The sequence below is a fragment of the Caballeronia sp. GAWG1-1 genome (assembly GCF_023631465.1).
In the GTDB taxonomy this organism is placed as follows: domain Bacteria; phylum Pseudomonadota; class Gammaproteobacteria; order Burkholderiales; family Burkholderiaceae; genus Caballeronia.
Window position 1 is genome coordinate 264,587 of the sequence record NZ_JALQDB010000008.1, and the last position, 25,446, is coordinate 290,032.

Genomic DNA, 25,446 nt, shown 5'->3' on the forward strand with positions numbered 1-25,446 from the left:
GACGTGGGCAAGCACATCATCACCGACGACCGTGCGCAGCAACGCGAAGCGCGCGACACGCCGCTCGCGGTGCTGCTTATCGAGGATTCCCCGCTGATCCGGCGCAGCCTGACCGAAGCCATCGACGCGCTCGGTCCGTGGCGCGTGACCGCGTTCGCCGAGGCTCCGGACGAAGCCATCGCGCTCTTGTCGTCGCAGCGGTTCCATGCGGTGATCATCGACTTGCAACTCAGGCACGGCTCGGGCATCGAGGTGCTGGCGTGGTTGCAGGAGAGCGGCAAGGCGTCGATACACGACGAGGCCTTTGTCGCGGTGCTCACCAATCACGCGTTGCCGACGTATCGCGAGCGCTGCCAGCAATATGGCGTGCGCCATTTCTTCGATAAATCGCTGGAGTTCGATCGGGTGCTGGATGCGCTTTGCCGGCACGCGCGGGAAAGACAAGGTGAGCGCGGTTAGCGATGCCCGCCGCCGGAACCCGCCAACGAATCCGCCGCTTCCCGCCCGCGCCAGTGACTGAACGCCGCCAGCGCCGTCGCAGCCAGCCCGACGACGCAAACGCCCGTCCATCCCATTGCGTGCCAGGCAAGCGAAGCCAGCGCCGATCCCAACGCCCCGCCAATAAAGTAAGCCACCATATAAACCGTATTCACGCGGCTGCGCGCCTCCGGCCTCAATGCGTAGATGCGCGACTGGTTGGATATCTGCGCGGCCTGCACGCCGATATCGAGCACGATCACGCCGATGACCAGCCCCGCGATGCTGCGCGCCGAGAACGCGAACACCACGAACGACAGCGCAACGAGCCCGATGGACAACGTGATCACCGCGCGCGGCCCACGCCGGTCCGCCGACTTGCCCGCAAGCGGCGCCGCGAGCGCGCCCGCCGCGCCGACGATACCGAATAGTCCCGCGGCCTGCGGTCCCATGTGAAACGGCTCGCCCGCGAGCAGGAGTGTGAGCAGCGACCAAAACGCGCTGAATGCTGCAAAGAGCGCGCCGCCCGTGAGCGACGCTTCGCGAAGCCCGGGATTCTCGACAGCGAGATGCCACATCGACACGAGCAGCTTGCCGTAGGGCAAGGTAGACGTCGGACGGCTCTTCGGTAGCCGCGCAACGACGACGACCGCCAGCACGATCGTCGCGATCACTGAAGCGCCGAATACCGCGCGCCAGCCGAAGTATTCGGCAACGAAACCCGACACCGTCCGCGCGAGCAGGATGCCGAGCAATAGACCGCTCATCACCGTGCCGACGGCATGACCGCGCTCGGCGGCTGGCGCGAGTTCGGCGGCGAACGGCACGGCTTGTTGCGCGATGGTCGCGACGACGCCGATTGCAAGACTCGCGGCGATCAGCACGGCGAGCGTCGGCGCGACGCACGCCACCACGAGCGCCACGCCGAGCGCGGCCAGTTGGAGCAGGATCAGAAGCCGCCGGTCGAAGCGATCGCCGAGCGGCGCCAGCACGAGCATGCCGAGCGCGTAGCCGAGTTGCGTCGCGGCCGGCACCGCGCCGATCAGATACGCGCTGCCGGGAAACGAACCACGGAAATCGCCCAGCAGCGGCTGATTGAAGTAGATGTTGGCGACCGATACGCCCGCGATGGTCGCAAGCAGCCAGAGCGTGGCGCGCGAATAGTGCTGATGATGACTCGAGGAATTGGACGAAGCGGTCATGGTTGCCTTGAGTTGAGCGCGAGAACGGCGGCGAGCCGCCGTGGAGATGCGCGCTTCCGGTCGCCCGCCTTACTGCGCGGCATCGTCCGTGGGCTGCGGCTTCTTCACGAGCCTGGCGGGCGCGAGCCATTGAAAGCCGGTCAGCGTGTTCTCGGCGAACGTGCATTCGGCGGCGGCGGGCGTCTGGACGATTTTTGTGGCGGGCGGCTTGGGCTGCGTCGGGAATTCGCCGCGCACGACGACACGCGAACCGTGGTAGCTCGCGCCCGATCCGGTGAGCTTCAGTGGCGCGCTTGCGGCGTCGGGATACTCGGCGCGCACGCGGTCCTTGCACGTTTCGACGTTGCGGTAATACGAAGTGCAGCCGGACAAAAGCACGAGCGGAAGGCAGACCAGCAAAAAGAGGCGGGAACGGGTAATCATTGGTGAACAGGGTGAATGCTCGGCCGCGCGAGGGCGCATCGGAGCGAAATCAGGGGATGGCGAGCTTTATAACATGCGGGCGCGGCTTGCGTGACCGCATTGGCGTCGTGCTGGCTGGCGTGCTTGCCTGTCGTGCATGCGGCGCGCGGCGGTAGCACAATCGGCGAATAGCGTTTCGTTTTGTGGAGGCCATCGTCATGCGCAAAGATATCGAAGCCGGCGAATATCTGCTGGCGCTCAACGCGGAAGAAAGCGAGAACGAGTCCGGCGCGGGCTATGCGGTTCGTGTGCGGGTGGCGCGCATCGACGGAAAAGCGGTGCACGGCTCGCGGTTGGTCGATGATTCCGGCGAGATGATCGGCCCGCACGGTCCGTTCGAGACGATAGCCGGAGCCCTCGCGCATGGCGAGGCGTGGGGGCGCCACTACATCGCGCGCGTATTGGCGCACGGGTTGTAACGGCGGGTGGCGGCGCAGGGAGGGATGTCATCCCCGCGAGGCGAGGGTGCGCGCGCGAATTGTCGGCCGCTAGACTTGGCCTTACCGCTCGGTCCTGCGCCGATCGGCTCAAGCCAGTTTGCGGAGATTGCCATGACGCCCGTTGCGCTTTACGTCACGCCGAACTATATCGCCTCGGTTCGCCGGGGAAGAGGACGTGAATGTTTTGGAGGCACCGTGAGGTTTATCGGTGTGGATGCGTTGCCGTTCGATATCGAGCATCTCTGCCTGCTCGACCGCGAAACGCCGATCGAAGCCTTGTTCGATGCAGTGAGGGATGCAGAACGCTTGTTGAATGCGGTGTGATCCGCGATATCGATGCAGCAGGCAGGCGAAAGAAAACGCAACGAGGTAGATCCCGCAGCGGGGCGCGGTCTCGGCACGCAGCGCTGTCACCCGCGTGGTGGTTTCAATTGTGTTCGTGGTCGTTCAAGTCTGAACGGAAACAGCGCGCGCCGCGATAAAAGACGACTGGCTTTATGCTGTCGATTCAGCGTGAAACCATGGGCGAGTGGTACCGGGGACCGGACTTGAACCGGCAAGCCGTTAGGCGGCGGATTTTAAGTCCGCTATGTTTACCAATTTCATCACCCCGGCAGAGGGCGGACGCGAATTCTACCACTGCCATGCAGCGCGCCAAAACAGCGCGACGACAGCAAGTGAATGGCCCGCGCTCCGAGCGCATATCGACGAGAAAACATGACCCTCATCGGCCTCATCTCCGACACGCACAATCTCGTTCGCCCCGAAGCGCTCGACGCCCTGCGCGGCTCTGCACACATCATCCACGCCGGCGACATCTGCAAGCGCGAAGTGCTCGATACGCTGGCGCAACTGGCTGCGCTGACCGTAGTGCGCGGCAATAACGATATCGGCGACGATGTCGCGATGCTGCCCGAGCACGCGCGCATCGACTTGGCGGGCGCGACGATTCACGTCGTGCACGATATTGCCGATGTGCCGAAAGCACTCGATGGCGTCCATGTCGTCGTGACCGGGCATTCGCACAAGCCGCTCGTCGAGAAGCGCAATGGCGTGCTGTTCGTGAATCCGGGTAGCGCGGGGCCGCGCAGGTTCAAGTTGCCGATCACGGTCGGTCTGCTCGAAATCGGCGAGACGGGTGATTCTGAGGACATGGACATAAAGGCGCGCATCGTTACGCTCATCGATTAAAAAAAGCCGGCGCTCTTGCACGCGCCGGCTTTTGTTCTAACGACTCAACCTCGATGCTCAAGCCCGAACGGTATTCTCGGGAAACGAGCCATCCATCTCTGCTGCCTCGCGATGACCGCGCAGAATCGCATGCGCTTCCGAATGCGATGCCACCGCGGGCGGCGAGCCCTTCAGCGGCTTTTTGGCCGTCTCGCGCAGCGCGAGCACCGAAACGATGCCGATGATCGACGCGCCCATCAAATAGTACGCGGGCATCATCAGATTGCCGGTCTTGTCGACGAGCCACGCCGTCACGAGCGGCGTCGTGCCGCCGAACAGCGACACCGACACGTTGAAGCCGATGGCGAGCGCGCCATAACGAATCTTCGTCGGGAACAGCGCCGGCAGCGACGACGGCATCACGCCCGTGAAACACGACAGAAGCGCACCGAGAATCATCATGCCCGCGAAGATCGAAGGCACGGTGCCGAGGCGGATCAGCGAGAGCGCCGGGATCGACAGCAGCAATAAGCCGACGCAACCCGCGAGCATCACCGGTTTGCGGCCGATCGTATCCGACAGACGGCCCGCGAACAGCGTGAGCGGCATCATCAGCACCATCACGACGAGCACGATGAAAAGGCCATGCGTCTCGTTGAACTTGAGCGTCGCCGAGAGATAGCTCGGCAAATACGACAGCGCCATGTAGTCGGTCACGTTGAAAATGAGCACGAGGCCCACGCACTGCAAGAGCGGCTTCCATTGCTGCACGAGCGTTTCGCGAAACTGCTGCTTGGTCGTTTCGTGCGACACGGCTTCGGCCTTTTCCGCCTCGCGCTGGAACGCGGGCGTCTCTTCGAGCTTCATCCGGATATACAAGCCGATCAGCCCGAGCGGACCCGCGATCATGAATGGAATGCGCCAGCCCCAGCTGAGGAGCGCATGTTCGGACAACGCGGCAGTCAACACCGCGACCACGCCTGCGCCGAGCACATAGCCCACGAGCGTGCCGAGTTCCAGGAAGCTCGACATGAAGCCGCGCTTCTTGTCCGGCGAGAATTCGGCAATGAACGTCGCCGCGCCGCCGTATTCCCCGCCCGTCGAAAAGCCTTGCAACAAACGCGCGGCGAGCAGCAGCACCGGCGCCATCACGCCGATGGTCGCGTAGCTCGGAATGAGACCGATACAGAAGGTGCCGACGGCCATCATGATCATGGTCATCGCGAGCACGCGCTTGCGGCCGATGCGGTCGCCGAGCGGACCGAACACCATGCCGCCGATCGGGCGCACGAGAAAAGCGGCCGCGAACGTGCCGAAGGTGGCCAGCAACTGCGCGGCCGGACTGCTCGACGGAAAGAAGACCTTGCCGAGCGTCACGGCGATGTAGCTGTACACGCCGAAGTCGAACCATTCCATCGCGTTACCGATAGCCATGGCGCCGACCGCGCGCTTGAGAAGCGATTGATCGACGATGGTGATGTCGTCGAGCGTCATATCGGACGCCTGGTTCGATGCGCCTCGTTTGCGCCAGAGGCCGTCATGTGAAGCATTCATAGTGCGAGAGACTCCGTGTTCAACCCCGCGCGCGCGATGCCAGCGCCGGGTGCGCCGCTCCGAGGGCGGCGACTACTGCCGATATCGGCCGGAATAGTGCAGTTTCGCGACGGCGCCGCATGCGTACTTTCAGCCAATGGCCGAAATCGACGGCTCCGCGCAGCCCTGAATGAAGTCAGCGCTGAAACGTGCGTAGCAAATGCGGTGCCGGTGCCTCGCGGAAGAAGTCGCGAAATTGCACTCGGGTAAGAGCAAACGAATTTGACGTGCGGACGGCGAACTCAGTGAGTTGCCGCGGGTGGGCCGCGACGTCGGCGAAAACCAAGGCTTGAAACGAAAAAGGCCGGCGCGATGTTTTGATATCGCTCGAAAACCGACAAGCCTCTTTGTATGAAACTGTCACTGCCGCGTTCGGATTCAGGTTTTAAGCTCGAACTGACCGCGCGAATGATGGTGAATTGCTGTTGATAACGAGCAAGATGATAACACGATGACAGACGAAGCGCAAACCAGCCTGTCCGGGCGCTCGCTTGAAAACGCGCAATCCCTTGCTGGGCTTAGGATTACGCTTAGTCGAATTTGTCCTTAAGCGCTTGTTGAAAAGGACGAGCGCGCAACAAAAAACCGGCCACTCGGACCGGTTTCTTCGAGAGCCAATTAAGCTTAAGTTCAGCTTTGCGGCGGCACATATCCCGTCGCGGTGTCGGCGCCTTCGCCGAAGAAGTACTTCTCCGTTTGCTTGAGCAAGTACTGGCGCGCGCGCGGGTCGGCCATATTGAGCCGGTTTTCGTTGATCAGCATGGTTTGCTGCTTGAGCCAGCCCTGCCACGCTTCCTTCGACACCGTTTCATAGATGCGCTTGCCGAGTTCCCCCGGCAGCGGCGGAAAGTCGAGTCCTTCGGCTTCCTTGCCGAGCTTCGCACATTGGATCATTCGGGCCATCGTCTGTTTCTCCTATTGAGTAGCGGAGCGCGTGCGTGCGTGCGCACGGCGCGTGCAATGTCGGTTCAAAGCTGTTTCATCAGGACGAGCGATTTGCGCTGCCAGTTGTAGAGTCGCCGGCGGTCTTCCGGCAGGTCGTCCACCGTGACCTTCACGAAACCGCGCTTGAGGAACCAGTGTTCGGTGCGCGTCGTCAGCACGAAAATGCGCGTGAGACCGCGAGCGCGCGCGCGTTGTTCGATGCGCTTGAGCAGGCGCTCGCCATCGCCGGAACCTTGCGCCTCGGGCGCGACGGTCAGACACGCCATCTCGCCGATGCGCTCCTGCGTGTACGGATAAAGCGCCGCGCAGCCGAAGAGCACGCCATCGTGCTCGATGACCGAGAAGTGGTCGATGTCGCGTTCGATCTGATGCCGTCCGCGCCGCACGAGCGTGCCGTCGGATTCGAGCGGCTCGATCAGCGTGAGAATGCCGCCGACGTCGTCCGGCGTCGCTTCGCGCAGACTTTCGAGATTCTCGTAGGAGATCATCGTGCCGACGCCGTCGTGCAGGAAGAGTTCGAGCAGCACGCTGCCGTCGAGCTTGTACGGAATGATGTGCGCGCGCGCCACGCCGCCGCGGCAGGCGCGAATGGCGTGCTTGAGATAAAACGCGGTATCGCCCTGAAGCTCGCCGCTTTCGTGAAGCCGGTAAGCGTCGTCGAGCGACATTTCCCGCACGAGTTCGTTTTCCTGATCTTCGAGGCCGGGAATCTCGGTCACGAAGATGATTTTGTCGGCGCGCAAGGCGATGGCCGCGGCGGACGCGACGTCTTCCATCGACAGATTGAACGCTTCGCCAGTTGGCGAAAAACCGAGCGACGACAAGAGCACGAGCTTGTTGCTCGCAAGCGACTGGCGGATGGAATCGCCGTCGATCTTGCGCACGACGCCCGTGTGCTGGAAGTCGACGCCATCCAGAATGCCGACCGGCCGCGCCGTCACGAAGTTGCCCGACACCACGCTGATGTGCGCGTGAGCCATCGGCGTGTTCGGCAAGCCCTGGCTGATGGCGGCTTCGATGTCGAGGCGCACTTCGCCAGCGGCTTCCTTCGCGGATTCGAGCGCGCGCGCGTCGGTAATGCGCAGCCCGTGCGAGAACGACGATTCGACGCCGTGCAGACTCAGTTGCTCGTCGAGTTGCGGACGCGAGCCGTGCACCAATACGACGTGGATGCCCATGGCGTGCAACAGTCCGACGTCCTGGACGAGCGCATTCAGGCGGCCTTCCTGCACCAGTTCCCCGCCAAACGCGACCACGAAGGTTTTGTTTCGGAACGCGTGAATATAGGGCGCAACGGAACGCATCCAGTCGACGAACTGGGCGTGGGGATTCGGCGCTTCGGCTTCGACTGCGGCCGGCTGCGACGGGATGGCGAGGTCGGTAGGGGAATTCATGCCGGGATTATAATGCGATGCTATGCCGAATGTTTCCAGACGCCCCACCCAAGGCGGCAAGCCGCCATCCGCCGACAAGTCGCTCGATACCCAAGAGCAGTTGAAGAAACTGCGCGAAAGCTTGCTGCGCGACGCGCAGACAGGCGAGGACGAAGCTGCCGGTCTCAGCAAGAAGGAACTCGCCGCGCGGCGATTTGCGGGCGGCGGTGCGGTTGAGGGCGCGGTTGGGAATTCGGGTTCGCAGGGGCAGAATGCGAAGTCGCCGACGCCGGTGGCTTCGCAGCCTCGGCTCGGCGCGCAGCAAGCGGCCGGAGGGGCTGCCGCCAAGTCGCAAAAGCCGAAGCCGCAGTCTCCGGTCACGCAGGAGTCGCGAGGAGTCGCACCGCAAAGTCGCGTGGAGCGCAAAGCGCTGCAGGAACCGTCGACGCGAAAGCTGGATGCATCGGCTGATCGGAACACGTCGTGCGCGCGCCCGGCAAGCGCACGCGATATGGCCAAACCTTCCTCTTCGCGCGATGCAAATAGTTCGCACGATGCTCGCGGCGAACAGCGCAGCACGCAGGCGCGCCAAACGACTTCTGCTTCAACCGCGCGGCCGGTCGAGGCACCAGGCACCCGACCTTCAAAAAACGATTCTCGCGCGGAGACTACGCGTGCCGAACACAGCACGCGCGACGAACGGCACAAGGCCGAGGCGCGGCAAGTCGATCGAAGCGCACGACCGGACGACCGATCCCATCGAGAGCAGGCCGCAGCGCAAACGCACTCGAGTGCGCGCAACGCGCAAGCCGGGCAGGTTCGCCACGTAAGCGACGAGCGTTCACCACGTGAAGCGCGCGCGGCGCGAGCCAGCGAACCACGCGCCAAGCAACAAGGCGAAGTCTCCGCAGTTCAGCCCGCGAGGCAACACAACGTACGCCCACCGCGCCGCGAGGGGCGCGCCGTCACCCCCAACCCCATCCCGCCGATCACCTTTCCCGAGGCGCTTCCCGTCTCCGCCCGTCGCGAGGAGATCGCGCGCGCGATCGAAGGGAATCAGGTCGTGATCGTGAGCGGCGAAACCGGCTCCGGCAAAACCACGCAGCTCCCCAAAATCTGCCTCGCGCTCGGACGCGGTCTCGGCGCGGGCGGCAGCGGTCTCATCGGTCATACGCAGCCGCGCCGGATCGCGGCATCGGCGACGGGGCGACGTATCGCCGAGGAACTCGCAACGCCTTTCGGCGAAGTGGTCGGCTACAAGGTGCGCTTCACCGACAACCTCGCGCCGGGCGCATCGGTCAAGCTCATGACCGACGGCATCCTGCTCGCGGAAACGCAAACCGACCCGCTGCTGAGCGCGTACGACACGATCATCATCGACGAGGCGCACGAACGCAGCCTGAACATCGACTTCCTGCTCGGCTATCTCAAGGAAATCCTGCCGAAGCGCCCGGACCTCAAGCTGATCGTCACGTCCGCGACCATCGACGCGCAACGCTTCGCGCGCCACTTCGGCAGCGACGAAAAGCCCGCGCCCGTGATCGAGGTCAGCGGGCGGCTGTATCCGGTCGAGGTGCGCTACCGGCCGGTGGAGGAAGACAGCGCCGCCGTCAAATCGGCGCAAGGCACGCTGCAAAAGCGCAACGACCGCAAGGCGGACCGCGATTTGATGGAAGCCATCGTCGATGCCGTCGATGAACTCTGCCGCGTCGGTCCCGGCGACGTGCTCGTGTTCCTGCCCGGCGAGCGCGAAATTCGCGACGCCGCCGAGGCGCTGCGTAAGCACCATCCGCCGCATACGGAAATCCTGCCGCTGTTCGCGCGCCTCTCCGCTGCCGAACAGGAGCGCGTGTTCAAGGCGTCGAACGCGCGGCGTATCGTGCTCGCGACCAACGTCGCGGAAACGTCGCTGACGGTGCCGGGCATTCGCTATGTCGTCGATACCGGCATGGCGCGCGTGAAGCGCTATTCGTATCGCAACAAGGTCGAGCAGTTGCAGATCGAGTCGATCTCGCAGGCCGCCGCCAATCAGCGCGCGGGCCGGTGCGGGCGCGTCGCGGACGGCGTCTGCATTCGTCTCTACGACGAAGCCGACTTTCAGTCGCGCGTGCGCTTCACCGATCCCGAGATCCTGCGCTCGTCGCTCGCGGCGGTGATCCTGCGCATGAAGTCGCTGCATCTGACGGCGATCGAAACCTTTCCGTTCATCGAGCCGCCGCCGGGCCGCGCGATCGCCGACGGTTACCAGTTGCTGAACGAACTCGGCGCCGTCGACGACGACAACGCGCTCACGCCGCTCGGCCGCGAACTCGCGCGGCTGCCGCTCGATCCGCGCGTGGGCCGCATGATTCTCGCCGCCCGCGATCATCACGCGTTGACGGAAGTGCTGATCATCGCGTCGGCGTTGTCGGTGCAGGACCCGCGCGATCGTCCGATCGAAGCGCAGGAGCAGGCGGATCAGGCGCATCGGCAGTTCGTCGACGAGCGCTCCGAGTTCCTGCAATGGACGCGCATCTGGAAGTGGTTCGACGAAGCCATTGCGCACAAGAAGTCGAATCGACAGTTGACCGATGCGTGCCGCGCCAACTTTCTCTCGCATCTGAGATTGCGCGAATGGCGCGACGTGCATTCGCAACTTCTCACGGTCGTGCGCGAACATGGCTGGCGTCTGAACGAATCCGATGCGACGTTCGAGCAAGTGCATCTTTCGCTTCTCACGGGGCTGCTCGGCAACATCGGCATGAAGGCCGACGACGAGCCGCATTATCTCGGCGCACGCGGCATCAAGTTCCATTTGTGGCCGGGTTCCGCGCTGCTGAAGAAAGCGGGCCGCTGGGTGATGGCGGGCGAACTCGTCGAGACGAGCCGGCTGTACGCGCGGACCATTGCGAAGATCGAGCCGGAATGGCTGGAAACGGTCGGGCCGCATCTGTTGCGCAAGTCGCTCTCCGAGGCGCATTGGGAGAAAAAGGCGGCGCAAGTGGTCGCGTATGAACGCGCGACGCTCTACGGTCTCACGGTCTACGGGCGGCGGCGGGTGAGTTACGGCCAGCAGGACCCGAAGTACGCGCGCGAGTTGTTCATTCGCGGCGCGCTGGTGGAAGGCGAGTTCGACACGCGTCTACCGTTCTTCGCGCACAACCGCAAGCTGGTCGCGGACATCGAGCAACTGGAACACAAGTCGCGCCGTCAGGACGTGCTCGTGGACGACGAACTCATCCACGGCTTCTACGATTCGCTCGTGCCTGAAGGCATCTGGACCGGCGCGGCGTTCGAACGCTGGTATCGCGACGAGCAGCGCAAGGAGGGCGGCAAACAACTGCTGTTCCTTTCGCGCGACGACCTGATGCGTCACGAGGCCGCCGGCGTCACCACCGACCTGTTCCCGAAGCGCATGACGATGTCGGGCATCGAAATGACGCTCGCGTATCACTTCGAGCCGGGCGCGCCGCGCGACGGCGTGACGCTCACGGTGCCGCTTTATGGCCTGAATCAGATCGATGCGCGCCGCGTCGAATGGCTCGTGCCCGGCATGCTCAAGGAAAAGACGCAACTGCTCCTGAAGTCGCTGCCGCAAAAGCTGCGCCGGCATGTCGTGCCCTTGCCGGATTACGCGGCGGGCTTTGCCGAGCGCAACGCGGGGCCGAGGTTCGGCGCGGGTGCCTTGGTCGATGCGCTCATCGCCGATATTCGGGAGCAGACGCAAGTCGCCGTGAAGAGCGCGGATTTCAAGCTCGAAACGCTGCCTGCGCATCTCTTCATGAACTTCAAGGTGATCGACGAGCACGGCCGCCAGCTCGCGATGGGCCGCAATCTCGCGCAATTGCGAGCGGAACTCGGCGGTCAGGCGCAGCAGCATTTCCAGAAGCTGACGGCAAGCGCGGCTTTCGATGCACTTTCCGCCGATTCGCCAAACGCGCCGCAGACGCAGGCCGCGAGCGCGTCCACCGGCACCGCGCTCTATGAAAACCTCACGACGTGGAATTTCGGCAAGCTGCCAGAGCTGCTGGAAATTCGACGTCGCGGGCAGACGCTGTTCGGCTATCCGGCGCTCGTCGATCGCGGCGCGCATTGCGACGTCGAAGTGTTCGATTCGCCGGAGGAGGCGGCGCGGATTCATCGCGCGGGCTTGCGGCGGCTCTTCTGGCTGCAATTGCGCGAGCCGATCCGCTATCTGGAAAAGAATCTGCCGGGGCTGCGCGAAATGTCGATGCAGTTCATGGCGCTCGGCACCGCCGACGAGTTGCGCGATCAGATCGTCGATACGGCGCTGGATCGCGCATGTTTGCAAGACCCGCTACCCGACGACGACGTGAGCTTCCACGCTCGCCGCGATGCCGCGAAAGGCCGGCTCACGCTGCTCGCGCAGGAGATCGCGCGGCTGGTTGGCGCGATCCTCGGCGAATACGCGGCGCTTCTAAGGAAGCTCGCGCAGGCGAAGCCGTTCGCCCAGGCTTACGCCGATATCCAGTCGCAGTTGAACGCGCTCATCGGCAAGCGCTTCGTGATCGACACGCCTTACGCGCAACTCGCGCATTTCCCGCGTTATCTGAAGGGCATCGGGCTGCGAATCGACAAGCTGAAGGCCGATCCGGCTCGCGATGCGCGTATTTCCACGGATCTGCATCCGCTCGTGCAGCAATATCAGCGCGCGCTCGCGCAACGCGGCGGCGTGGCGGACGCGCGGCTCTCGGAATACCGCTGGCTGCTGGAGGAACTGCGCGTGTCCCTGTTCGCGCAGGAACTGCGCACACCCATGCCCATTTCCGTGAAGCGCCTGCATAAAGTCTGGGAAGCGATGCAGCGCTAAAAGACGAAGCAGCGCAATGCCGATTTTTTCGCCAAAAAAACGGCATTTCTTGCGCCGTTAAACGAAATTGCGCAAAAACAGGCGTTTCGTCAACGCGACGACAAGCGCAAACGTTCTACAATGACGCCTGCCTTCGGACGTCTACTTTTTCATGCGCTCATCTTTTCTGTCTGGCCGCTTTCGGGCGGTTGCCTCACGCGCCGCGCTCGCTATCGGCGCGGCCTTCATCGCCACCGCGGCATTTGCCAATAACGTCATCGTCCTGAACTCGGCTGAAGCCACGCTGAGTCTTATCGACGAAAACACGCGCCAGGTCGTCGGCACCGTGCCCACGGGCAAGGAACCGCATCACTTGATGCCCACGCCGGACGCGTCGTCGCTGATCGTTGCGAATTCGGTATCGAACAATCTCATGTTCGTCGATCCGAAAACCGGCGCCGTGCAGCGCTGGGTTCAGGATATCGAAGACCCGTATCAGATCGGCTTTTCGCCGGATCGCAAGTGGTTCGTGTCGACGGGTCTGCGACTCGACCGCCTCGATATCTATCATTTCGACGGCAAGAATCTGACCGTGGCCAAGCGCTTGCCGCTCGCCACCATGCCGAGCCATATCGCGTTTTCGAACGACAGCACGACCGCGTTCATCTCGCTGCAGGTGTCGAACGAAATCGCCGCGATCGACCTGGCGACGCAGACGGTCAAGTGGAAGATGAAAGTCGGCCCGACGCCCGCGGGCGTATGGTTCACGCCGGGCGACAAGTATCTGCTCGTTGGCATGACGGGCGCGGATTACGTCGCCGTGGTGGACTGGCGCAATCAGAAGATCGTCAAGACCATCACGACCGGCAAGGGTGCGCATAACTTCCGCTCGCTCGTGGACGGCAAACATGTGGCCGTGTCGAACCGGGTGGCGAACACCATCAGCATCATCGACGAAGACACGCTCACGAACGTCGGCGACATCACGGGCCTCTTGCCGGGGCCGGATGACATGGAACTTTCCGCCGACAAGAAGTATCTCTGGGTAACGTTCCGTTTCGCGAAGCATGTCGGCGTGATCGACCTTGCGGATCGTAAGCTGATCCAAACCATCAAGGTTGGCCGTTCGCCGCACGGAATCTACTTCTTCAATCGCGCGCCGGTGACCTCGCCTAACGGCGCCTGAGGCTGCCCGCGAAAGCAGTAGGAAAAGGGCGTTTGCGGGCGCCCTGTATTACGATTGAGTCAGGCCGTATTGAGTCACACGGAGCATCATGTTTCATTCCATTCTTTCGTCGCTCGACAGCTTCGTCTCCGCCCTGCAGACCATGCTCTATGTGGACGTGGTCCAGCCGTTCCTGTTCAAGGTCGGCCTCATGGACTATGACGAAGACACCTACGACGCTCTTTACTGGGTGATCGTCGGCGTGCTGGAAGTGCTCGCGATGTACGCCGTGCTGCGCCCGCTCGAAGCGCTGCGACCGGCCGAGGAATGGCAGGATCGCAAGGGAGTGCGTATCGACGTGCTTTATACGTGGATCGTCAAGCTCGGCATTCTGAACCTCTTTTTCTTCTTTACGTTCCAGCCGGTTTTCGATTCGCTGCAAAGCTGGCTGCGCCTGCATGACATCCCGAATCTGGAAATCGACAATCTCTGGCCGGGCGTGACCACGCAACCCATGGTCACGTTCGTGATTTATCTGGTGCTGCTGGATTTCGCCGGTTATTGGTATCACCGGCTGGAGCATCGCATTGGCATCTGGTGGGAACTGCACGCGGTGCATCACAGCCAGCAGCAAATGTCGCTTTGGTCGGACGACCGTAACCATCTGCTCGACGACATCATGCAGGCGGGGTTCTTCGCCACTGTCGCGCTCGTGATCGGCGTGGAGCCGTCGCAGTTCGTCGTGCTGGTCGCCATTACGAACCTCATGCAAAGCGTGCAGCACGCCAACATTCGCTTGCATTACGGCTGGCTGGGCGACCGGCTCTTCGTGAGCCCGGCGTTTCATCGTCGTCATCATGCAATCGGCTTCGGCCACGAAGGCACGGCGTACGGCTGCAACTTCGGCGTGCTGTTCGCGTTCTGGGACATTCTCTTTCGCTCGGCTTCGTTCGACCGCACCGTGGAGCCAACCGGTATTCGCGATCAACTCGGCGCGCCGGGCGTCGCGCCCGTGCGTTACGGCGACGGCTTCGTCGAACAGCACTGGCTCGCGTTCAAGCGGATCGGCGCGCGTTTGTCTTCGCGTCGCGCGAATTCGGCTTCCGACAAAAGCTCGGCGGCTGTCTGAGTCTCCATCACCAGCGCCCGTTCGGTGCGCTGGTTTATGCTGTCGTTTCCACTCCCTCTTCGTCGAATCACGCATGAATGACTTGCTGCGTTCGTTCGTGCGCGCCATTGCGCATGCCTTTCACCCACGCATGCTCTGGCTGACTTTCATGCCATTTGCGGTCGCCACGCTGAGCTGGGGCGCGGTGCTCTGGTTCTTCTGGCAGACGCTGACAGGCGCGGCAACCGGTTGGCTCGACGGCTGGGCGCTCACCGCCGCGATGTACCGCCTGTTCGATGCCGTCGGCTTCTCCTCGCTGCATGCGGTGATCGCGCCGTTTTTCGTCGTCATCATGGCGATTCCGCTGATCTTCGTGACCGTGTTGCTGCTGATCGCCACGCTCTCCATGCCAGGCGTCATCAAGCTGCTCACGCGCCGGCCGGGCGGTCATTACGCGCTGCTCGAAGAGCGTCACGGCGGCTCGTGGTCTGGCAGTCTCGGGCACTCGGTCATCACCACGCTCGTTTGCCTGATCGCGCTCGTCGTCACGTTGCCGCTGTGGCTCATTCCACCGTTTTTCGCACTGATTCCACCGCTCTTGTGGGGCTGGCTCACCTATCGCGTGATGACTTACGATGCGCTCGCCGTGCACGCGAGCGCCGAGGAACGCCGTGTGATCGTGCGTGATGCGCGCTGGCCGCTGCTTGTCATTGGCATCGTGAGCGGCCTGCTCGGTTCGGTGCCGACCATGTTGTGGGCCTGGTCGGTATGGCTCTTGCCACTCTTTCCCGTGGTCGCGGCGGCAACCATCTGGGCATACGCATTCATTCTGGTGTTTTCGGCGCTCTGGTTCGCGCATTACTGCCTGCACGCGCTCGAACGACTACGGGCGAATGCGGCGCCTCAAGTGCCGGCCATCACCGTTCCATTCTAAGAAGGAGCATTCATGGGCATTGGCGTCATCATCATCGGCGACGAGATTCTTTCAGGCCGGCGCACGGACAAGCATCTGCCGAAAATCATCGAATTGCTGAGCGCGCGCGGGCTTTCGCTCGATTGGGCCGAATACGTCGGCGACGATCCCGCGCGTATCACCGCGACGCTCGCGCGCACGTTTGCTTCCAGCGATATCGTGTTTTCGACCGGCGGCATCGGCGCGACACCCGACGATCACACGCGTCAATGCGCGGCCAAGGCGCTCGGCCGGCCGCTCGAACTGCAACCGGAAGCGGCGGAACTGATCCGGGAGCGCATCCGCGAGACGGCCGGCGACAAACCGTATGACCTCGATTCGCCGGAGAATCTGCATCGGCTGAACATGGGGACGTTTCCGCAGGGCGCGGCGATCATTCCGAACAGCTACAACAAGATTCCGGGCTTTTCCGTCGGCGATCATCATTTCGTGCCGGGCTTTCCCGTTATGGCGTGGCCAATGATCGAATGGGTGCTCGATACCAAGTACGCGCATCTGCATCACGCGACGCCTTATATCGAGCGCTCGTTGCTCGTGTTCGGGTTGCCGGAGTCGCGCATCACGCCGCTCATGGTGACCATCGAACGCGATTTCGACGGCGTGCGCGCCTTCAGCCTGCCGAGCGTGGGCGATGCCGCGCGCGGCGCGCTCTATGCGCGTTCGCATATCGACCTCGGCGTGAAGGGCGAGCCGGATCAGGCCAACGCCGCGTTCGAAGTGTTGCGCGAGGGCGTGCTCGCCCTGGGCGGCGAAGTGGTCGAAGCGCCGCCGGAGGACGCGGCGTGATCCTGCTCGAAGTCATCGCAACGACCGTTTCCGACGCGCGCGCCGCCGAGCGTGGCGGCGCCAATCGGCTTGAACTGATCACGGCGATCGGCGAGGGCGGGTTGACGCCGAGCATCGGCCTGATCGAGTCGGTGGTGGAGGCGGTGCGCATTCCGGTGAACGTCATCGTGCGGCCGCACAGCCGTTCTTTCGTCTACGATGCCGACGATTTCGCGGTCATCGAACGCGACGTCCGCGCAATCGCGAAGACGGGCGCCAACGCGATCGTCGTCGGCATGTTGAACGCACATGGCGATGTCGACACCGAAGCGCTAGAGCGCGTAATCGATGCCGCCGACGGTTTGCCGCTCACCTTCCATCGCGCGATCGACGAAACCCGCGACTTGCCCGCTGCGTTCGAGACGCTTTTGCGCTTCGACGCCGTCACGAACGTGCTGACATCGGGCGGCAAGCCATCCGTGCTGGAAGCCGGACCGGTTATCAAGGCGCTCGTCGCGCAAGCGGCGGGAACGCATTGCACGGTGCTCGCGGGCGCTGGTTTCACCGTGGATGCGGTCGCGCCGTTCGCCGCCGCGACAGGCGTGAAGGCCGTGCATTTCGGCTCTGGCGTGCGCGTGGATGGAAAAGGCTCGGAGCCGGTCGACGAATTACGCGTGGCGCGCGTGCGGGCGTTGCTCGACGCAGGCGAGTGAACGAACGGCGACGCTTATGCGCCCATCCAAGGCAAGCCGCGAAAACACCATCCCGACACCGTCTTCCGATGCCCTTGCCCGTCTTTGTCTCCCTCGAAACCTTCGAGCAGGTCATACGCTTTCATGAACCCTTCCTTCTGCGCGGCGACCGCGGCGAGCTTGGAGCGCGCGGCGCTGCGGCACAGAAAGAGCACCGGCGTATCCGGAGTGGCGACCTGCCGCAATTGTTCGATAAACTCGCCGTTCGGCACCGAGCCGGGATAGCGAATCCATTCGACATGCGCGTACTGCGCGCCATCGACGGCGGGACGTCCGACCCAGTCGAGTTCGGCGCGTGTGCGGACATCGACGAGACGCGTACGCGGGTCGAGTTGCAGCAGTTCGAAGGCTTCGGCGGGAAGGAAGGCGCCCGCGTAGGTCAGCTTGTTTTCCGTGGCCCGGCTCGCGGCCTGGCCATAAAGTTGTTCGAGCGTGCTCATGGCGCGTAGTCTCCGGTAAAGCGCAAAAAATCATTTTAGCGTGCCAGACTCTGAGCGGTGCCGAGGGCTGGAATCGCGGCAACCTTACTGCGTCAAATTGGTGCAAGATAAGACGAATGCACGAAAATCGGGCGCGCCGTGGATGATCCGAATGGTCGCGCACCGAATTAGTGCGAACGGTCGGCTAACAACTAAACGGCCGGCTCGATAAAGCATCATCGTTTCACAAAAAACGCGCGCCGCTTCAAATGCTTAGCGCAAGATTGGTGCGCTTGGCATGGAAGCTGCTTTTCAAACCACGATTGTTTCAGCGGTACAGGATTCGGTCGGGGCGGCGAAAGGTTTTCGCCGACTTTTGTTAATCAGGAGATAGGTAATGAGTAAATCCGTGGCCGACGTCATTCAGCTCGTCAAGGACGAAGACGTCAAGTTTGTCGATTTCCGCTTCACCGACACGCGCGGCAAAGAACAACACGTTTCCGTGCCGGTCTCGGCATTCGACGAAGACAAATTTGAAAGCGGCCACGCTTTCGACGGTTCGTCCATCGCCGGCTGGAAGGGCATCGAAGCATCGGACATGTTGCTCATCCCCGATGCGGATACCGCGTTCATCGACCCGTTCTACGAAGAATCCACGCTGGTTCTGACCTGCGACGTGGTCGAGCCGGCCGACGGCAAGGGCTACGAGCGCGACCCGCGTTCGCTGTCGAAGCGCGCTGAGGCATATCTGAAGAGCTCGGGTCTCGGCGACACCGCGTTCTTCGGTCCGGAGCCCGAATTCTTCATTTTCGACTCGGTGCAATGGAACACGGATCAGTCGGGCACGTTCGTCAAGATCGGCTCGGAAGAAGCGCCGTGGTCGTCGGCGAAGGAATTCGAAGGCGGCAACACCGGCCACCGTCCGGGCACGAAGGGCGGCTATTTCCCGGTCGCGCCGGTCGACACGTTCCAGGACATGCGTTCTGAAATGTGCCTGTTGCTCGAACAGATCGGCATTCCGGTCGAAGTTCACCACCACGAAGTGGCGGGCCAGGGCCAAAACGAAATCGGCACCAAGTTCTCGACGCTGGTTCAGCGCGCGGACTGGCTGCAGCAGATGAAGTACATCATCCACAACGTGGCGCATACGTACGGCAAGACGGCGACGTTCATGCCGAAGCCTATCGTCGGCGACAACGGCTCGGGCATGCACGTTCACCAGTCGATCTGGAAGGACGGTCAGAACCTGTTCGCGGGCAATGGCTACGCGGGGCTGTCGGAATTCGCGCTGTTCTACATCGGCGGCATCATCAAGCATGCACGCGCGCTGAACGCGATCACGAACCCGGGTACGAACTCGTACAAGCGTCTCGTGCCGCACTTCGAAGCGCCTGTGAAGCTGGCTTACTCGGCTCGCAACCGTTCGGCATCCATCCGCATTCCGCACGTGAGCAACCCGAAGGGCCGCCGTATCGAAACGCGCTTCCCGGATCCGCTCGCGAATCCGTACCTGTGCTTCTCCGCGCTGATGATGGCGGGTCTCGACGGCGTGCAGAACAAGATTCATCCGGGCGAAGCCGCGGACAAGAATCTGTACGACCTGCCGCCGGAAGAAGATGCAAAGATCCCGACCGTGTGTGCCGGCCTCGATCAGGCACTCGACGCACTCGACGCGGATCGCGAGTTCCTGACGCGCGGCGGCGTGTTCACGGATTCGATGCTCGACGCGTACATCGAACTGAAGACGAACGAGCTGCAACGTTATCGTCAGTCGGTGCATCCGGTCGAGTTCGAGATGTACTACTCGCTGTAAGCGCCGCCAACGCATGACGTCGATGCGCTTCGTAGACGGCTGGTCGATGAAGCGCGCGGCGCATGCCCTAGGCGAACACGAAAAGGGACGGCGCGCCGTCCCTTTTTTAATCGCCGCGTGGCTGACGCGCGTCACATGCAGTCACAAAGAAAGAAGAAGATCGAGTTTCACGAGCGACCTCATTGGCCACCCTTTTTAAAGCTCGATGGTGCTTAAGAATCTGATCAAGGCCCGCAAAGGGCACGCCGACGCACTCTCCGACGACACCCAACTCGCGGGAACCGGTCTTCTGCCGGGACTCGAAGCGTTGCCGACCGTCGTGCTCGTGCTCGACAAACGCACGCAGCGCATCGCGTACGCGAACCCGTCGGCGGAGTCGATGCTGGAGATGTCGCGCAAGCAACTCACGCAGACGCACTGGCCCAATCTCTTCGCCAACTCCGAGGAACTGGCGACGACCATCGCATCCATCGCGGAAAACCGCTTCAACGCGACGCGGCTCGATGCCATGCTCGAACGCCCCGGGCGCGAGGCGTTTCACGTGCATGCGATCGTCGCGTATCTGGAAGTCGCCACCGATTACGTGCTGCTCGAACTCTTCGAGAACGAACGGCATTTGCGCACCGACCGCGAAGAGCGCATTCACGATCTCACGGCGGTGAACAAGCAGCTCATCCGCAACCTCGCGCACGAGATCAAAAATCCGCTCGGCGGCATTCGCGGGGCCGCGCAACTGCTCGAGTTCGAACTCGGCGCGCGCGAACGCGACGAGTTGCGCGAATACACGCAGGTCATCATCAAGGAATCGGATCGGCTGCAGACGCTCGTCGATCGCTTGCTGGAACCGCACCGGCATCCGCATATCGTCGGCGATGTGAACATCCACGAAGTCTGCGAGCGCGTGCGCGCGGTGATACTCGCGGAGTTTCCGCGCGGCCTCACCATCGAACGCGATTACGACGTGAGCGTGCCCGACCTGCGCGGCGACAAGGAACAACTGATTCAAGCGCTCCTCAACATCGTGCGCAACGCGGCCGAAGCGTTGAGAGAGCGCATCTCGCAAGGCGACGCCAAGATCGAACTGCGTACGCGCATTGCGCGCAAGGTGACCATTGGCAAAAAGCTGCACAAACTGGCATTGGACTTGCATATCACTGACAACGGTCCCGGCATTCCTAGTGAGATTCGCGACCGGATTTTCTTTCCGCTCGTGTCGGGCCGGGAAGATGGCAGCGGTCTGGGTCTTACGCTCGCGCAGTCGTTCGTGCATCAGCACGACGGGCTGATCGAAGTGGAGAGCAAGCCCGGTTGCACCGAGTTCGCCATGCTGTTGCCATTCGGAAACTGAGGATCATCGACCTGAATCCAAACGACGCACATTCCTGGCCGCCAATTTACGACGCGATTGCGCTCCAAGCCTTGAAGCCTGACCGTTTCGACGGGCTCACACCGAACCACACGAAGACTTCTCGCCGAACGATATGAAGCCGATCTGGATAGTAGACGACGACCAATCAATCCGATGGGTGCTTGAGAAAGCACTCGCACGTGAGAACTTCACGACGCGCAGTTTCTCCGGCGTGCGCGATGCGCTCGCCGCGCTCGAGCACGACAGCCCGCAAGTGCTCGTCTCCGACATCCGCATGCCAGGCGGCTCGGGCCTCGAATTGCTGCAAACGGTGCGTGACCGCTTGCCGGGCTTGCCAGTCATCATCATGACGGCGTTCTCGGATCTGGATAGCGCGGTGGCCGCATTCCAGGGCGGCGCGTTCGAATATCTCGCGAAGCCTTTCGATGTCGACAAGGCCGTCGAACTGATCCGCCGCGCCGTCGACGAGTCCATGCGCGGCGAGTCCGCCTTCGACGAGCGCGTGACGGAAACGCCCGAGATGCTCGGCCAGGCGCCGGCCATGCAGGACATGTTTCGCGCCATCGGCCGATTGTCGCATTCGGCGGCGACCGTGCTCATCACGGGCGAATCAGGCACCGGAAAGGAGCTTGTCGCGCGCGCCTTGCACCGACATAGCCCGCGCGCGAACGGACCGTTCATCGCGCTGAATACGGCGGCGATTCCGAAGGATCTGTTGGAATCCGAACTATTCGGTCACGAGCGCGGCGCGTTCACCGGCGCGCAGGCCATGCGGCAAGGGCGTTTCGAGCAGGCGGAAAACGGCACGCTGTTCCTCGATGAAATCGGCGACATGCCGTTCGACTTGCAGACCCGCTTGCTGCGCGTGCTCTCCGATGGACAGTTTTATCGCGTGGGCGGACACAATCCGCTCAAGGCGAACGTGCGCGTGATCGCGGCGACGCATCAGAATCTCGAATCGCGCGTGCGGCAGGGTTTGTTTCGCGAGGACTTGTATCACCGGCTCAACGTGATTCGCCTGCGCTTGCCCGCGTTGCGTGAGCGCAGCGAAGACATTCCCTTGCTCACGCGGCATTTTCTGCAGAAGAGCGCGCGTGATTTGGGCGTCGAGCCCAAGCGTGTCTCGGACGAAGCGATTGCTTATCTGGCGTCGCTGCCGTTTCCGGGCAACGTGCGCCAGTTGGAGAACTTGTGCAACTGGCTGACGGTGATGGCGCCCGCGCAAGTCATCGAGCAGAAGGACTTGCCACCCGACCTCACGCCGCGACAGGACTATGCGTCGGCGGAGAGCATTGCGGTGTTGCCCGATGGCGCGATGACGGCGGGGCCCGCAGTCACCAACGGCGTCGCGGCGCCGTTGGCCGGAACGCCGGCTGGCGTCTGGGAGAACGGCTTGCGCACGGAAGTCGCGCGCCTTTTGCGTGAGAATTCGGCCGATGTCATGGACGAACTCGCGCGCCGTTTCGAGGCTGCCGTGATTCGCGAAGCACTCGACTTCACGCGCGGCCGGAAAGTAGAAGCGGCCGAGCGTCTGGGCATTGGCCGCAATACCATCACGCGCAAGATTCAGGAACTGCATTTGGACGCGTGATTTGGAGCAGATGGGGTCAGCCGAGCGTCGCGATCACCGGCGCGTGGTCGGATGGCTGGTCCCATTTGCGCGGCGCTTTATCGACTTCGCACGAAGTGCATAGCGCCGAAAGTTCCGCCGACAGCAAGATATGGTCGATACGCAGACCCATGTTGCGGCGGAACGCCATCATTCGATAATCCCACCACGTGTAGAGCTTTTCGGGCTGCTCGAACTTGCGGAAGGCATCGGTCAGGCCGAGTTCGACGAGTTGCACGAAGTGCGCGCGCTCCTCGGGCGATACGAGATTCTGTCCTTCCCACGCTTTCGGGTCGTGCACGTCGCGGTCGTCTGGCGCGATGTTGTAGTCGCCGAGTAACGCCAGCTTCGGATGATGCGCCATCTCACCGCGCAGCCATTCACGCAGCGCGTCGAGCCAGCGCATCTTGTAGGCGAATTTCTCGGTGCCGGGCGCCTGGCCGTTCGGAAAATACGCCGACACAATGCGCACGCCTTCCACCGTCGCCGCGATCACGCGCTGCTGCAAATCCTCGAAACCGGGGATGTTGCGAATGACGTTCACCTCGTCCACTTCCATGCCGTCGCGCACCAGGATGCCGACGCCGTTATAGGTCTTCTGTCCCGCGAACCAGCTTTTGAAACCGACGGCCGCGAGTTCGGCGCGCGGAAACTTTTCGTCGGGGAGCTTGAGTTCCTGAAGACACAGGACGTCGACGTTGGAGGAAGCCAGCCAGTCGATGACGTGCTGCTGGCGGACTTTGAGCGAGTTGACGTTCCAGGTGGCGATTTTCATGGGGACGACGATTATCTTTGGTTCTGGTGAGGTCGAGTGCGCCGGACTTCGTGCGCAAGGCGATTCAAGTGCGGATAGCCATCCCGAATGATACCGCCATGTCATGGCGGATCGGCTTCGGCAGCCTTCCGCGTGCTTCGCAAAGCTGCGGTCGAAGCGCCTCTTTACACCATTTTTACACCGCCCCCTCCAACCTTATCCAACCCTTTACGCGTCCTCCCCTAATCTCCACCCTATCCGAAAACCGATAGGGGAGAACGTCTCAATGGACCTGCTTTACCTCGCCGGCATAGCCCTGTTCTGGGCCCTGTGCGTGGCCCTCACGCGTGGCTGCGCGCTACTGCGCAACCGCGTTCAGGGAGGCCGCGCATGAACGCCTGGATGATGTGGCTCGCCGCCGCCTCGACGCTGCTGCTCTTCGCGTACCTGGTTTATGCGCTTCTCGACGCGGAGAACCTCGAATGAACGCCAATTCGCTGATGCAGACAGCACTCTTCATCGTCGTGCTGATCGCGCTCGCCATCCCGCTCGGCCGATACATCGCGAACGTGCTCGATGGCTCGTCGGTGATCGTGAGAAAGACACGACCCGTCGAACGATTCATCTACCGCCTGGCTGGCGTCGACCCCGAAGCGGAAATGTCGTGGAAGCACTACGCGCTCGCCGTGCTGCTCTTCAACGCGCTCGGCACGCTCGCGCTGTACGGCTTGCTGCGCGTGCAGCATCTGCTGCCCGCCAACCCGCAAGGCTTCGGCGCGATGACGCCCGACGCCGCCTTCAATACCGCCGTGAGCTTCGTGACCAACACGAACTGGCAGGACTACGGCGGTGAAAGCACGCTCGGCTATCTCGCGCAAATGCTCGGCCTGACCGTGCAGAACTTCCTTTCGGCGGCGACGGGCATTGCTGTCGTCATCGCGCTGATTCGCGGTTTCAAGCGGCATTCGGTGCAGACCATCGGCAACTTCTGGGTCGATCTCACGCGCACAACGTTGTACGTGCTCGCGCCGCTTGCGGTCGTCGTGTCGGTGTTGCTCGTGAGTCAGGGCGTGATCCAGAACTTCAAGGCGTATCGGGACGTCTCGACGCTGCAAGTCACGACGTATCAGACGCAGTCGACGGACGCGCAAGGCAAGGCCGTCACGCAAACGCTCAAGAACGACAAGCAAACGCTGCCGATGGGCCCCGTCGCGTCGCAGGAAGCCATCAAGATGCTCGGCACCAACGGTGGCGGCTTCTTCAACGCAAACTCCGCGCATCCGTACGAGAACCCGACGCCGTTTGCAAACTTCGTGCAGATGCTCGCCATGCTCGTCATTCCGGCGGCGTTATGCGTCGTCTTCGGGCGCATGGTCGGCGACAAGCGGCAAGGCTATGCGGTGCTCGCGGCCATGACCATCGCGTTCGCCGCCGCCTGCTGGAGCGAGATCGCGGCGGAACAGTCGGCCAATCCGGTCTATGCGTCGCTGCATGTCGATACGACCGCGTCCGCGCTGCAATCGGGCGGCAACATGGAAGGCAAGGAAACGCGCTTTGGCATTGCGCAATCGGGCATTTTCACGGTGGCGACGACCGCGGCCTCATGCGGCGCCGTCAACAACATGCACGATTCGCTGACGCCGCTCGGCGGGCTCGTGCCGATGCTGCTCATCCAGCTTGGCGAAGTGATCTTCGGCGGCGTCGGGTCGGGGCTCTACGGCATGCTCGTGTTCGCGTTGCTCGCGGTGTTCGTCGCGGGGCTGATGATCGGCCGCACGCCCGAATACGCAGGCAAGAAGATCGAATCGTTCGAGATGAAGATGGTGTCGATCACCATTTTGCTCACGCCGTTCATCGTGCTCGCGGGCACCTCGATCGCCGTGCTGAGCGTGGCGGGAACGGCGGGTATCGCCAATCCCGGCGCGCACGGCTTCTCCGAAGTGCTCTATGCCTTCAGTTCCGCCGCCAACAACAACGGCAGCGCGTTCGGGGGCCTTTCGGTAAACACGCCGTTCTATAACGTCCTGCTCGGCATCGCGATGTGGTTCGGCCGCTTCGGCTCGATCATTCCGGTGCTCGCCATCGCGGGATCGCTCGCGGCCAAGAAGCGCCTCGCGGTGACGGCGGGCACGCTGCCCACGCACGGACCGCTCTTCGTCGTGTTGCTGCTCGGCACGCTGGTGCTGGTCGGCGCGCTCACGTACGTCCCCGCGCTCGCGCTCGGGCCGGTCGTCGAGCATCTCGGCATGATCGCCGGCCACTGAATCT

General features: G+C 62.7%; 22 protein-coding genes and 1 tRNA gene. 15 read left to right on the forward strand and 8 right to left on the reverse strand.

Annotated elements, in window-relative coordinates:
- Positions 1-3 precede the first annotated feature (3 nt).
- Complete coding sequence (locus NCT03_RS05305; RefSeq protein WP_244827569.1) at positions 4-459, forward strand: response regulator; 456 nt, start codon at positions 4-6, stop codon at positions 457-459.
- Here NCT03_RS05305 and NCT03_RS05310 read toward each other — a convergent pair.
- Positions 456-1,679, reverse strand: a complete 1,224-nt coding sequence (locus NCT03_RS05310; RefSeq protein WP_250492128.1) for an MFS transporter — start codon at positions 1,677-1,679, stop codon at positions 456-458. The two genes, NCT03_RS05305 and NCT03_RS05310, sit on opposite strands and share 4 nt — an antisense overlap.
- A 69-nt stretch (positions 1,680-1,748) precedes the next feature.
- Positions 1,749-2,102 (reverse strand): hypothetical protein, encoded by a 354-nt coding sequence (locus tag NCT03_RS05315; protein ID WP_244827571.1) that lies wholly within the window; start codon positions 2,100-2,102, stop codon positions 1,749-1,751.
- Positions 2,103-2,299: 197 nt separating this feature from the next.
- Between NCT03_RS05315 and NCT03_RS05320 the strand changes: the two genes are divergently transcribed.
- Entirely contained in the window at positions 2,300-2,560 is a 261-nt protein-coding gene (locus NCT03_RS05320; protein WP_250492129.1) for a hypothetical protein, read from the forward strand.
- Positions 2,561-2,692: 132 nt separating this feature from the next.
- Positions 2,693-2,905, forward strand: coding sequence for a hypothetical protein (locus tag NCT03_RS05325; protein WP_250464302.1), 213 nt, complete (start codon positions 2,693-2,695; stop codon positions 2,903-2,905).
- A gap of 206 nt (positions 2,906-3,111) precedes the next feature.
- On the opposite strand, the gene NCT03_RS05330 is transcribed toward NCT03_RS05325, so the two are convergent.
- Positions 3,112-3,196: transfer RNA gene (locus tag NCT03_RS05330), tRNA-Leu, on the reverse strand.
- A gap of 102 nt (positions 3,197-3,298) precedes the next feature.
- On the opposite strand from NCT03_RS05330, the gene NCT03_RS05335 reads away from it, so the two are divergent.
- Positions 3,299-3,772: a metallophosphoesterase family protein gene (locus tag NCT03_RS05335; RefSeq protein ID WP_250492130.1), complete on the forward strand. Its 474-nt coding sequence runs from the start codon at positions 3,299-3,301 to the stop codon at positions 3,770-3,772.
- A 57-nt stretch (positions 3,773-3,829) separates the two neighbouring features.
- Here the strand turns inward: NCT03_RS05335 and proP are convergent, their stop codons facing one another.
- The 3 genes from proP to argA form a co-directional block, all read right to left on the reverse strand.
- Complete coding sequence (gene proP / locus NCT03_RS05340) at positions 3,830-5,305, reverse strand: glycine betaine/L-proline transporter ProP (RefSeq protein WP_250492131.1); 1,476 nt, start codon at positions 5,303-5,305, stop codon at positions 3,830-3,832.
- Between the two features lie 669 nt (positions 5,306-5,974).
- Positions 5,975-6,247, reverse strand: a complete 273-nt coding sequence (locus NCT03_RS05345) for an oxidative damage protection protein (protein WP_244827576.1) — start codon at positions 6,245-6,247, stop codon at positions 5,975-5,977.
- Positions 6,248-6,312: 65 nt separating this feature from the next.
- Positions 6,313-7,683, reverse strand: coding sequence for an amino-acid N-acetyltransferase (argA, locus tag NCT03_RS05350; protein ID WP_244827577.1), 1,371 nt, complete (start codon positions 7,681-7,683; stop codon positions 6,313-6,315).
- A 22-nt stretch (positions 7,684-7,705) separates the two neighbouring features.
- Between argA and hrpA the strand changes: the two genes are divergently transcribed.
- From hrpA to NCT03_RS05380, 6 genes are all read left to right on the forward strand, one after another.
- Positions 7,706-12,472 (forward strand): ATP-dependent RNA helicase HrpA, encoded by a 4,767-nt coding sequence (gene hrpA / locus NCT03_RS05355; RefSeq protein WP_250492132.1) that lies wholly within the window; start codon positions 7,706-7,708, stop codon positions 12,470-12,472.
- Between the two features lie 151 nt (positions 12,473-12,623).
- Positions 12,624-13,637 carry a YVTN family beta-propeller repeat protein gene (locus NCT03_RS05360; protein WP_244827579.1) on the forward strand — a complete coding sequence of 338 codons (1,014 nt, stop codon included), beginning with the start codon at positions 12,624-12,626 and terminating at the stop codon, positions 13,635-13,637.
- A gap of 88 nt (positions 13,638-13,725) precedes the next feature.
- Positions 13,726-14,745, forward strand: a complete 1,020-nt coding sequence (locus NCT03_RS05365; protein ID WP_250492133.1) for a sterol desaturase family protein — start codon at positions 13,726-13,728, stop codon at positions 14,743-14,745.
- A 73-nt stretch (positions 14,746-14,818) separates the two neighbouring features.
- Positions 14,819-15,658: an EI24 domain-containing protein gene (locus tag NCT03_RS05370; RefSeq protein WP_250492135.1), complete on the forward strand. Its 840-nt coding sequence runs from the start codon at positions 14,819-14,821 to the stop codon at positions 15,656-15,658.
- A gap of 12 nt (positions 15,659-15,670) precedes the next feature.
- On the forward strand, positions 15,671-16,483 hold the full coding sequence (locus tag NCT03_RS05375) for a competence/damage-inducible protein A (protein ID WP_244827582.1): 813 nt from the start codon (positions 15,671-15,673) through the stop codon (positions 16,481-16,483).
- Positions 16,480-17,175: a copper homeostasis protein CutC gene (locus tag NCT03_RS05380; protein ID WP_250492136.1), complete on the forward strand. Its 696-nt coding sequence runs from the start codon at positions 16,480-16,482 to the stop codon at positions 17,173-17,175. The genes NCT03_RS05375 and NCT03_RS05380 overlap by 4 nt, the downstream gene beginning before the upstream one ends.
- A gap of 14 nt (positions 17,176-17,189) precedes the next feature.
- Here the strand turns inward: NCT03_RS05380 and NCT03_RS05385 are convergent, their stop codons facing one another.
- Positions 17,190-17,654: a rhodanese-like domain-containing protein gene (locus NCT03_RS05385; RefSeq protein WP_250492137.1), complete on the reverse strand. Its 465-nt coding sequence runs from the start codon at positions 17,652-17,654 to the stop codon at positions 17,190-17,192.
- Positions 17,655-18,030: 376 nt separating this feature from the next.
- Here NCT03_RS05385 and glnA point away from each other — a divergent pair, with 376 nt between their 5' ends.
- From glnA to ntrC, 3 genes are all read left to right on the forward strand, one after another.
- Positions 18,031-19,446, forward strand: a complete 1,416-nt coding sequence (gene glnA / locus NCT03_RS05390) for a type I glutamate--ammonia ligase (protein ID WP_244827585.1) — start codon at positions 18,031-18,033, stop codon at positions 19,444-19,446.
- A 205-nt stretch (positions 19,447-19,651) separates the two neighbouring features.
- Complete coding sequence (gene glnL, locus NCT03_RS05395; RefSeq protein WP_244827586.1) at positions 19,652-20,794, forward strand: nitrogen regulation protein NR(II); 1,143 nt, start codon at positions 19,652-19,654, stop codon at positions 20,792-20,794.
- 133 nt (positions 20,795-20,927) lie between these two features.
- Positions 20,928-22,406, forward strand: a complete 1,479-nt coding sequence (ntrC, locus tag NCT03_RS05400; protein WP_250492139.1) for a nitrogen regulation protein NR(I) — start codon at positions 20,928-20,930, stop codon at positions 22,404-22,406.
- Between the two features lie 16 nt (positions 22,407-22,422).
- Here ntrC and xth read toward each other — a convergent pair whose 3' ends face one another.
- Positions 22,423-23,199, reverse strand: a complete 777-nt coding sequence (gene xth / locus NCT03_RS05405; RefSeq protein WP_244827588.1) for an exodeoxyribonuclease III — start codon at positions 23,197-23,199, stop codon at positions 22,423-22,425.
- Positions 23,200-23,568: 369 nt separating this feature from the next.
- On the opposite strand from xth, the gene NCT03_RS05410 reads away from it, so the two are divergent.
- Positions 23,569-23,664 carry a potassium-transporting ATPase subunit F gene (locus tag NCT03_RS05410; RefSeq protein WP_244827589.1) on the forward strand — a complete coding sequence of 32 codons (96 nt, stop codon included), beginning with the start codon at positions 23,569-23,571 and terminating at the stop codon, positions 23,662-23,664.
- Entirely contained in the window at positions 23,661-25,442 is a 1,782-nt protein-coding gene (gene kdpA, locus NCT03_RS05415; RefSeq protein WP_250492140.1) for a potassium-transporting ATPase subunit KdpA, read from the forward strand. The genes NCT03_RS05410 and kdpA overlap by 4 nt, the downstream gene beginning before the upstream one ends.
- Positions 25,443-25,446 lie beyond the last annotated feature (4 nt).

Bases quoted from the DNA above. Each gene is read 5' to 3' on its own strand.
- NCT03_RS05310 (WP_250492128.1), bottom strand. From the start codon at position 1,679: ATGACCGCTTCGTCCAATTCCTCGAGTCATCATCAGCACTATTCGCGC.
- NCT03_RS05315 (WP_244827571.1), bottom strand. From the start codon at position 2,102: ATGATTACCCGTTCCCGCCTCTTTTTGCTGGTCTGCCTTCCGCTCGTG.
- NCT03_RS05320 (WP_250492129.1), top strand. From the start codon at position 2,300: ATGCGCAAAGATATCGAAGCCGGCGAATATCTGCTGGCGCTCAACGCG.
- NCT03_RS05325 (WP_250464302.1), top strand. From the start codon at position 2,693: ATGACGCCCGTTGCGCTTTACGTCACGCCGAACTATATCGCCTCGGTT.
- NCT03_RS05335 (WP_250492130.1), top strand. From the start codon at position 3,299: ATGACCCTCATCGGCCTCATCTCCGACACGCACAATCTCGTTCGCCCC.
- proP (WP_250492131.1), bottom strand. From the start codon at position 5,305: ATGAATGCTTCACATGACGGCCTCTGGCGCAAACGAGGCGCATCGAAC.
- NCT03_RS05345 (WP_244827576.1), bottom strand. From the start codon at position 6,247: ATGGCCCGAATGATCCAATGTGCGAAGCTCGGCAAGGAAGCCGAAGGA.
- argA (WP_244827577.1), bottom strand. From the start codon at position 7,683: ATGAATTCCCCTACCGACCTCGCCATCCCGTCGCAGCCGGCCGCAGTC.
- hrpA (WP_250492132.1), top strand. From the start codon at position 7,706: ATGCCGAATGTTTCCAGACGCCCCACCCAAGGCGGCAAGCCGCCATCC.
- NCT03_RS05360 (WP_244827579.1), top strand. From the start codon at position 12,624: ATGCGCTCATCTTTTCTGTCTGGCCGCTTTCGGGCGGTTGCCTCACGC.
- NCT03_RS05365 (WP_250492133.1), top strand. From the start codon at position 13,726: ATGTTTCATTCCATTCTTTCGTCGCTCGACAGCTTCGTCTCCGCCCTG.
- NCT03_RS05370 (WP_250492135.1), top strand. From the start codon at position 14,819: ATGAATGACTTGCTGCGTTCGTTCGTGCGCGCCATTGCGCATGCCTTT.
- NCT03_RS05375 (WP_244827582.1), top strand. From the start codon at position 15,671: ATGGGCATTGGCGTCATCATCATCGGCGACGAGATTCTTTCAGGCCGG.
- NCT03_RS05385 (WP_250492137.1), bottom strand. From the start codon at position 17,654: ATGAGCACGCTCGAACAACTTTATGGCCAGGCCGCGAGCCGGGCCACG.
- glnA (WP_244827585.1), top strand. From the start codon at position 18,031: ATGAGTAAATCCGTGGCCGACGTCATTCAGCTCGTCAAGGACGAAGAC.
- glnL (WP_244827586.1), top strand. From the start codon at position 19,652: ATGGTGCTTAAGAATCTGATCAAGGCCCGCAAAGGGCACGCCGACGCA.
- ntrC (WP_250492139.1), top strand. From the start codon at position 20,928: ATGAAGCCGATCTGGATAGTAGACGACGACCAATCAATCCGATGGGTG.
- xth (WP_244827588.1), bottom strand. From the start codon at position 23,199: ATGAAAATCGCCACCTGGAACGTCAACTCGCTCAAAGTCCGCCAGCAG.
- NCT03_RS05410 (WP_244827589.1), top strand. From the start codon at position 23,569: ATGAACGCCTGGATGATGTGGCTCGCCGCCGCCTCGACGCTGCTGCTC.
- kdpA (WP_250492140.1), top strand. From the start codon at position 23,661: ATGAACGCCAATTCGCTGATGCAGACAGCACTCTTCATCGTCGTGCTG.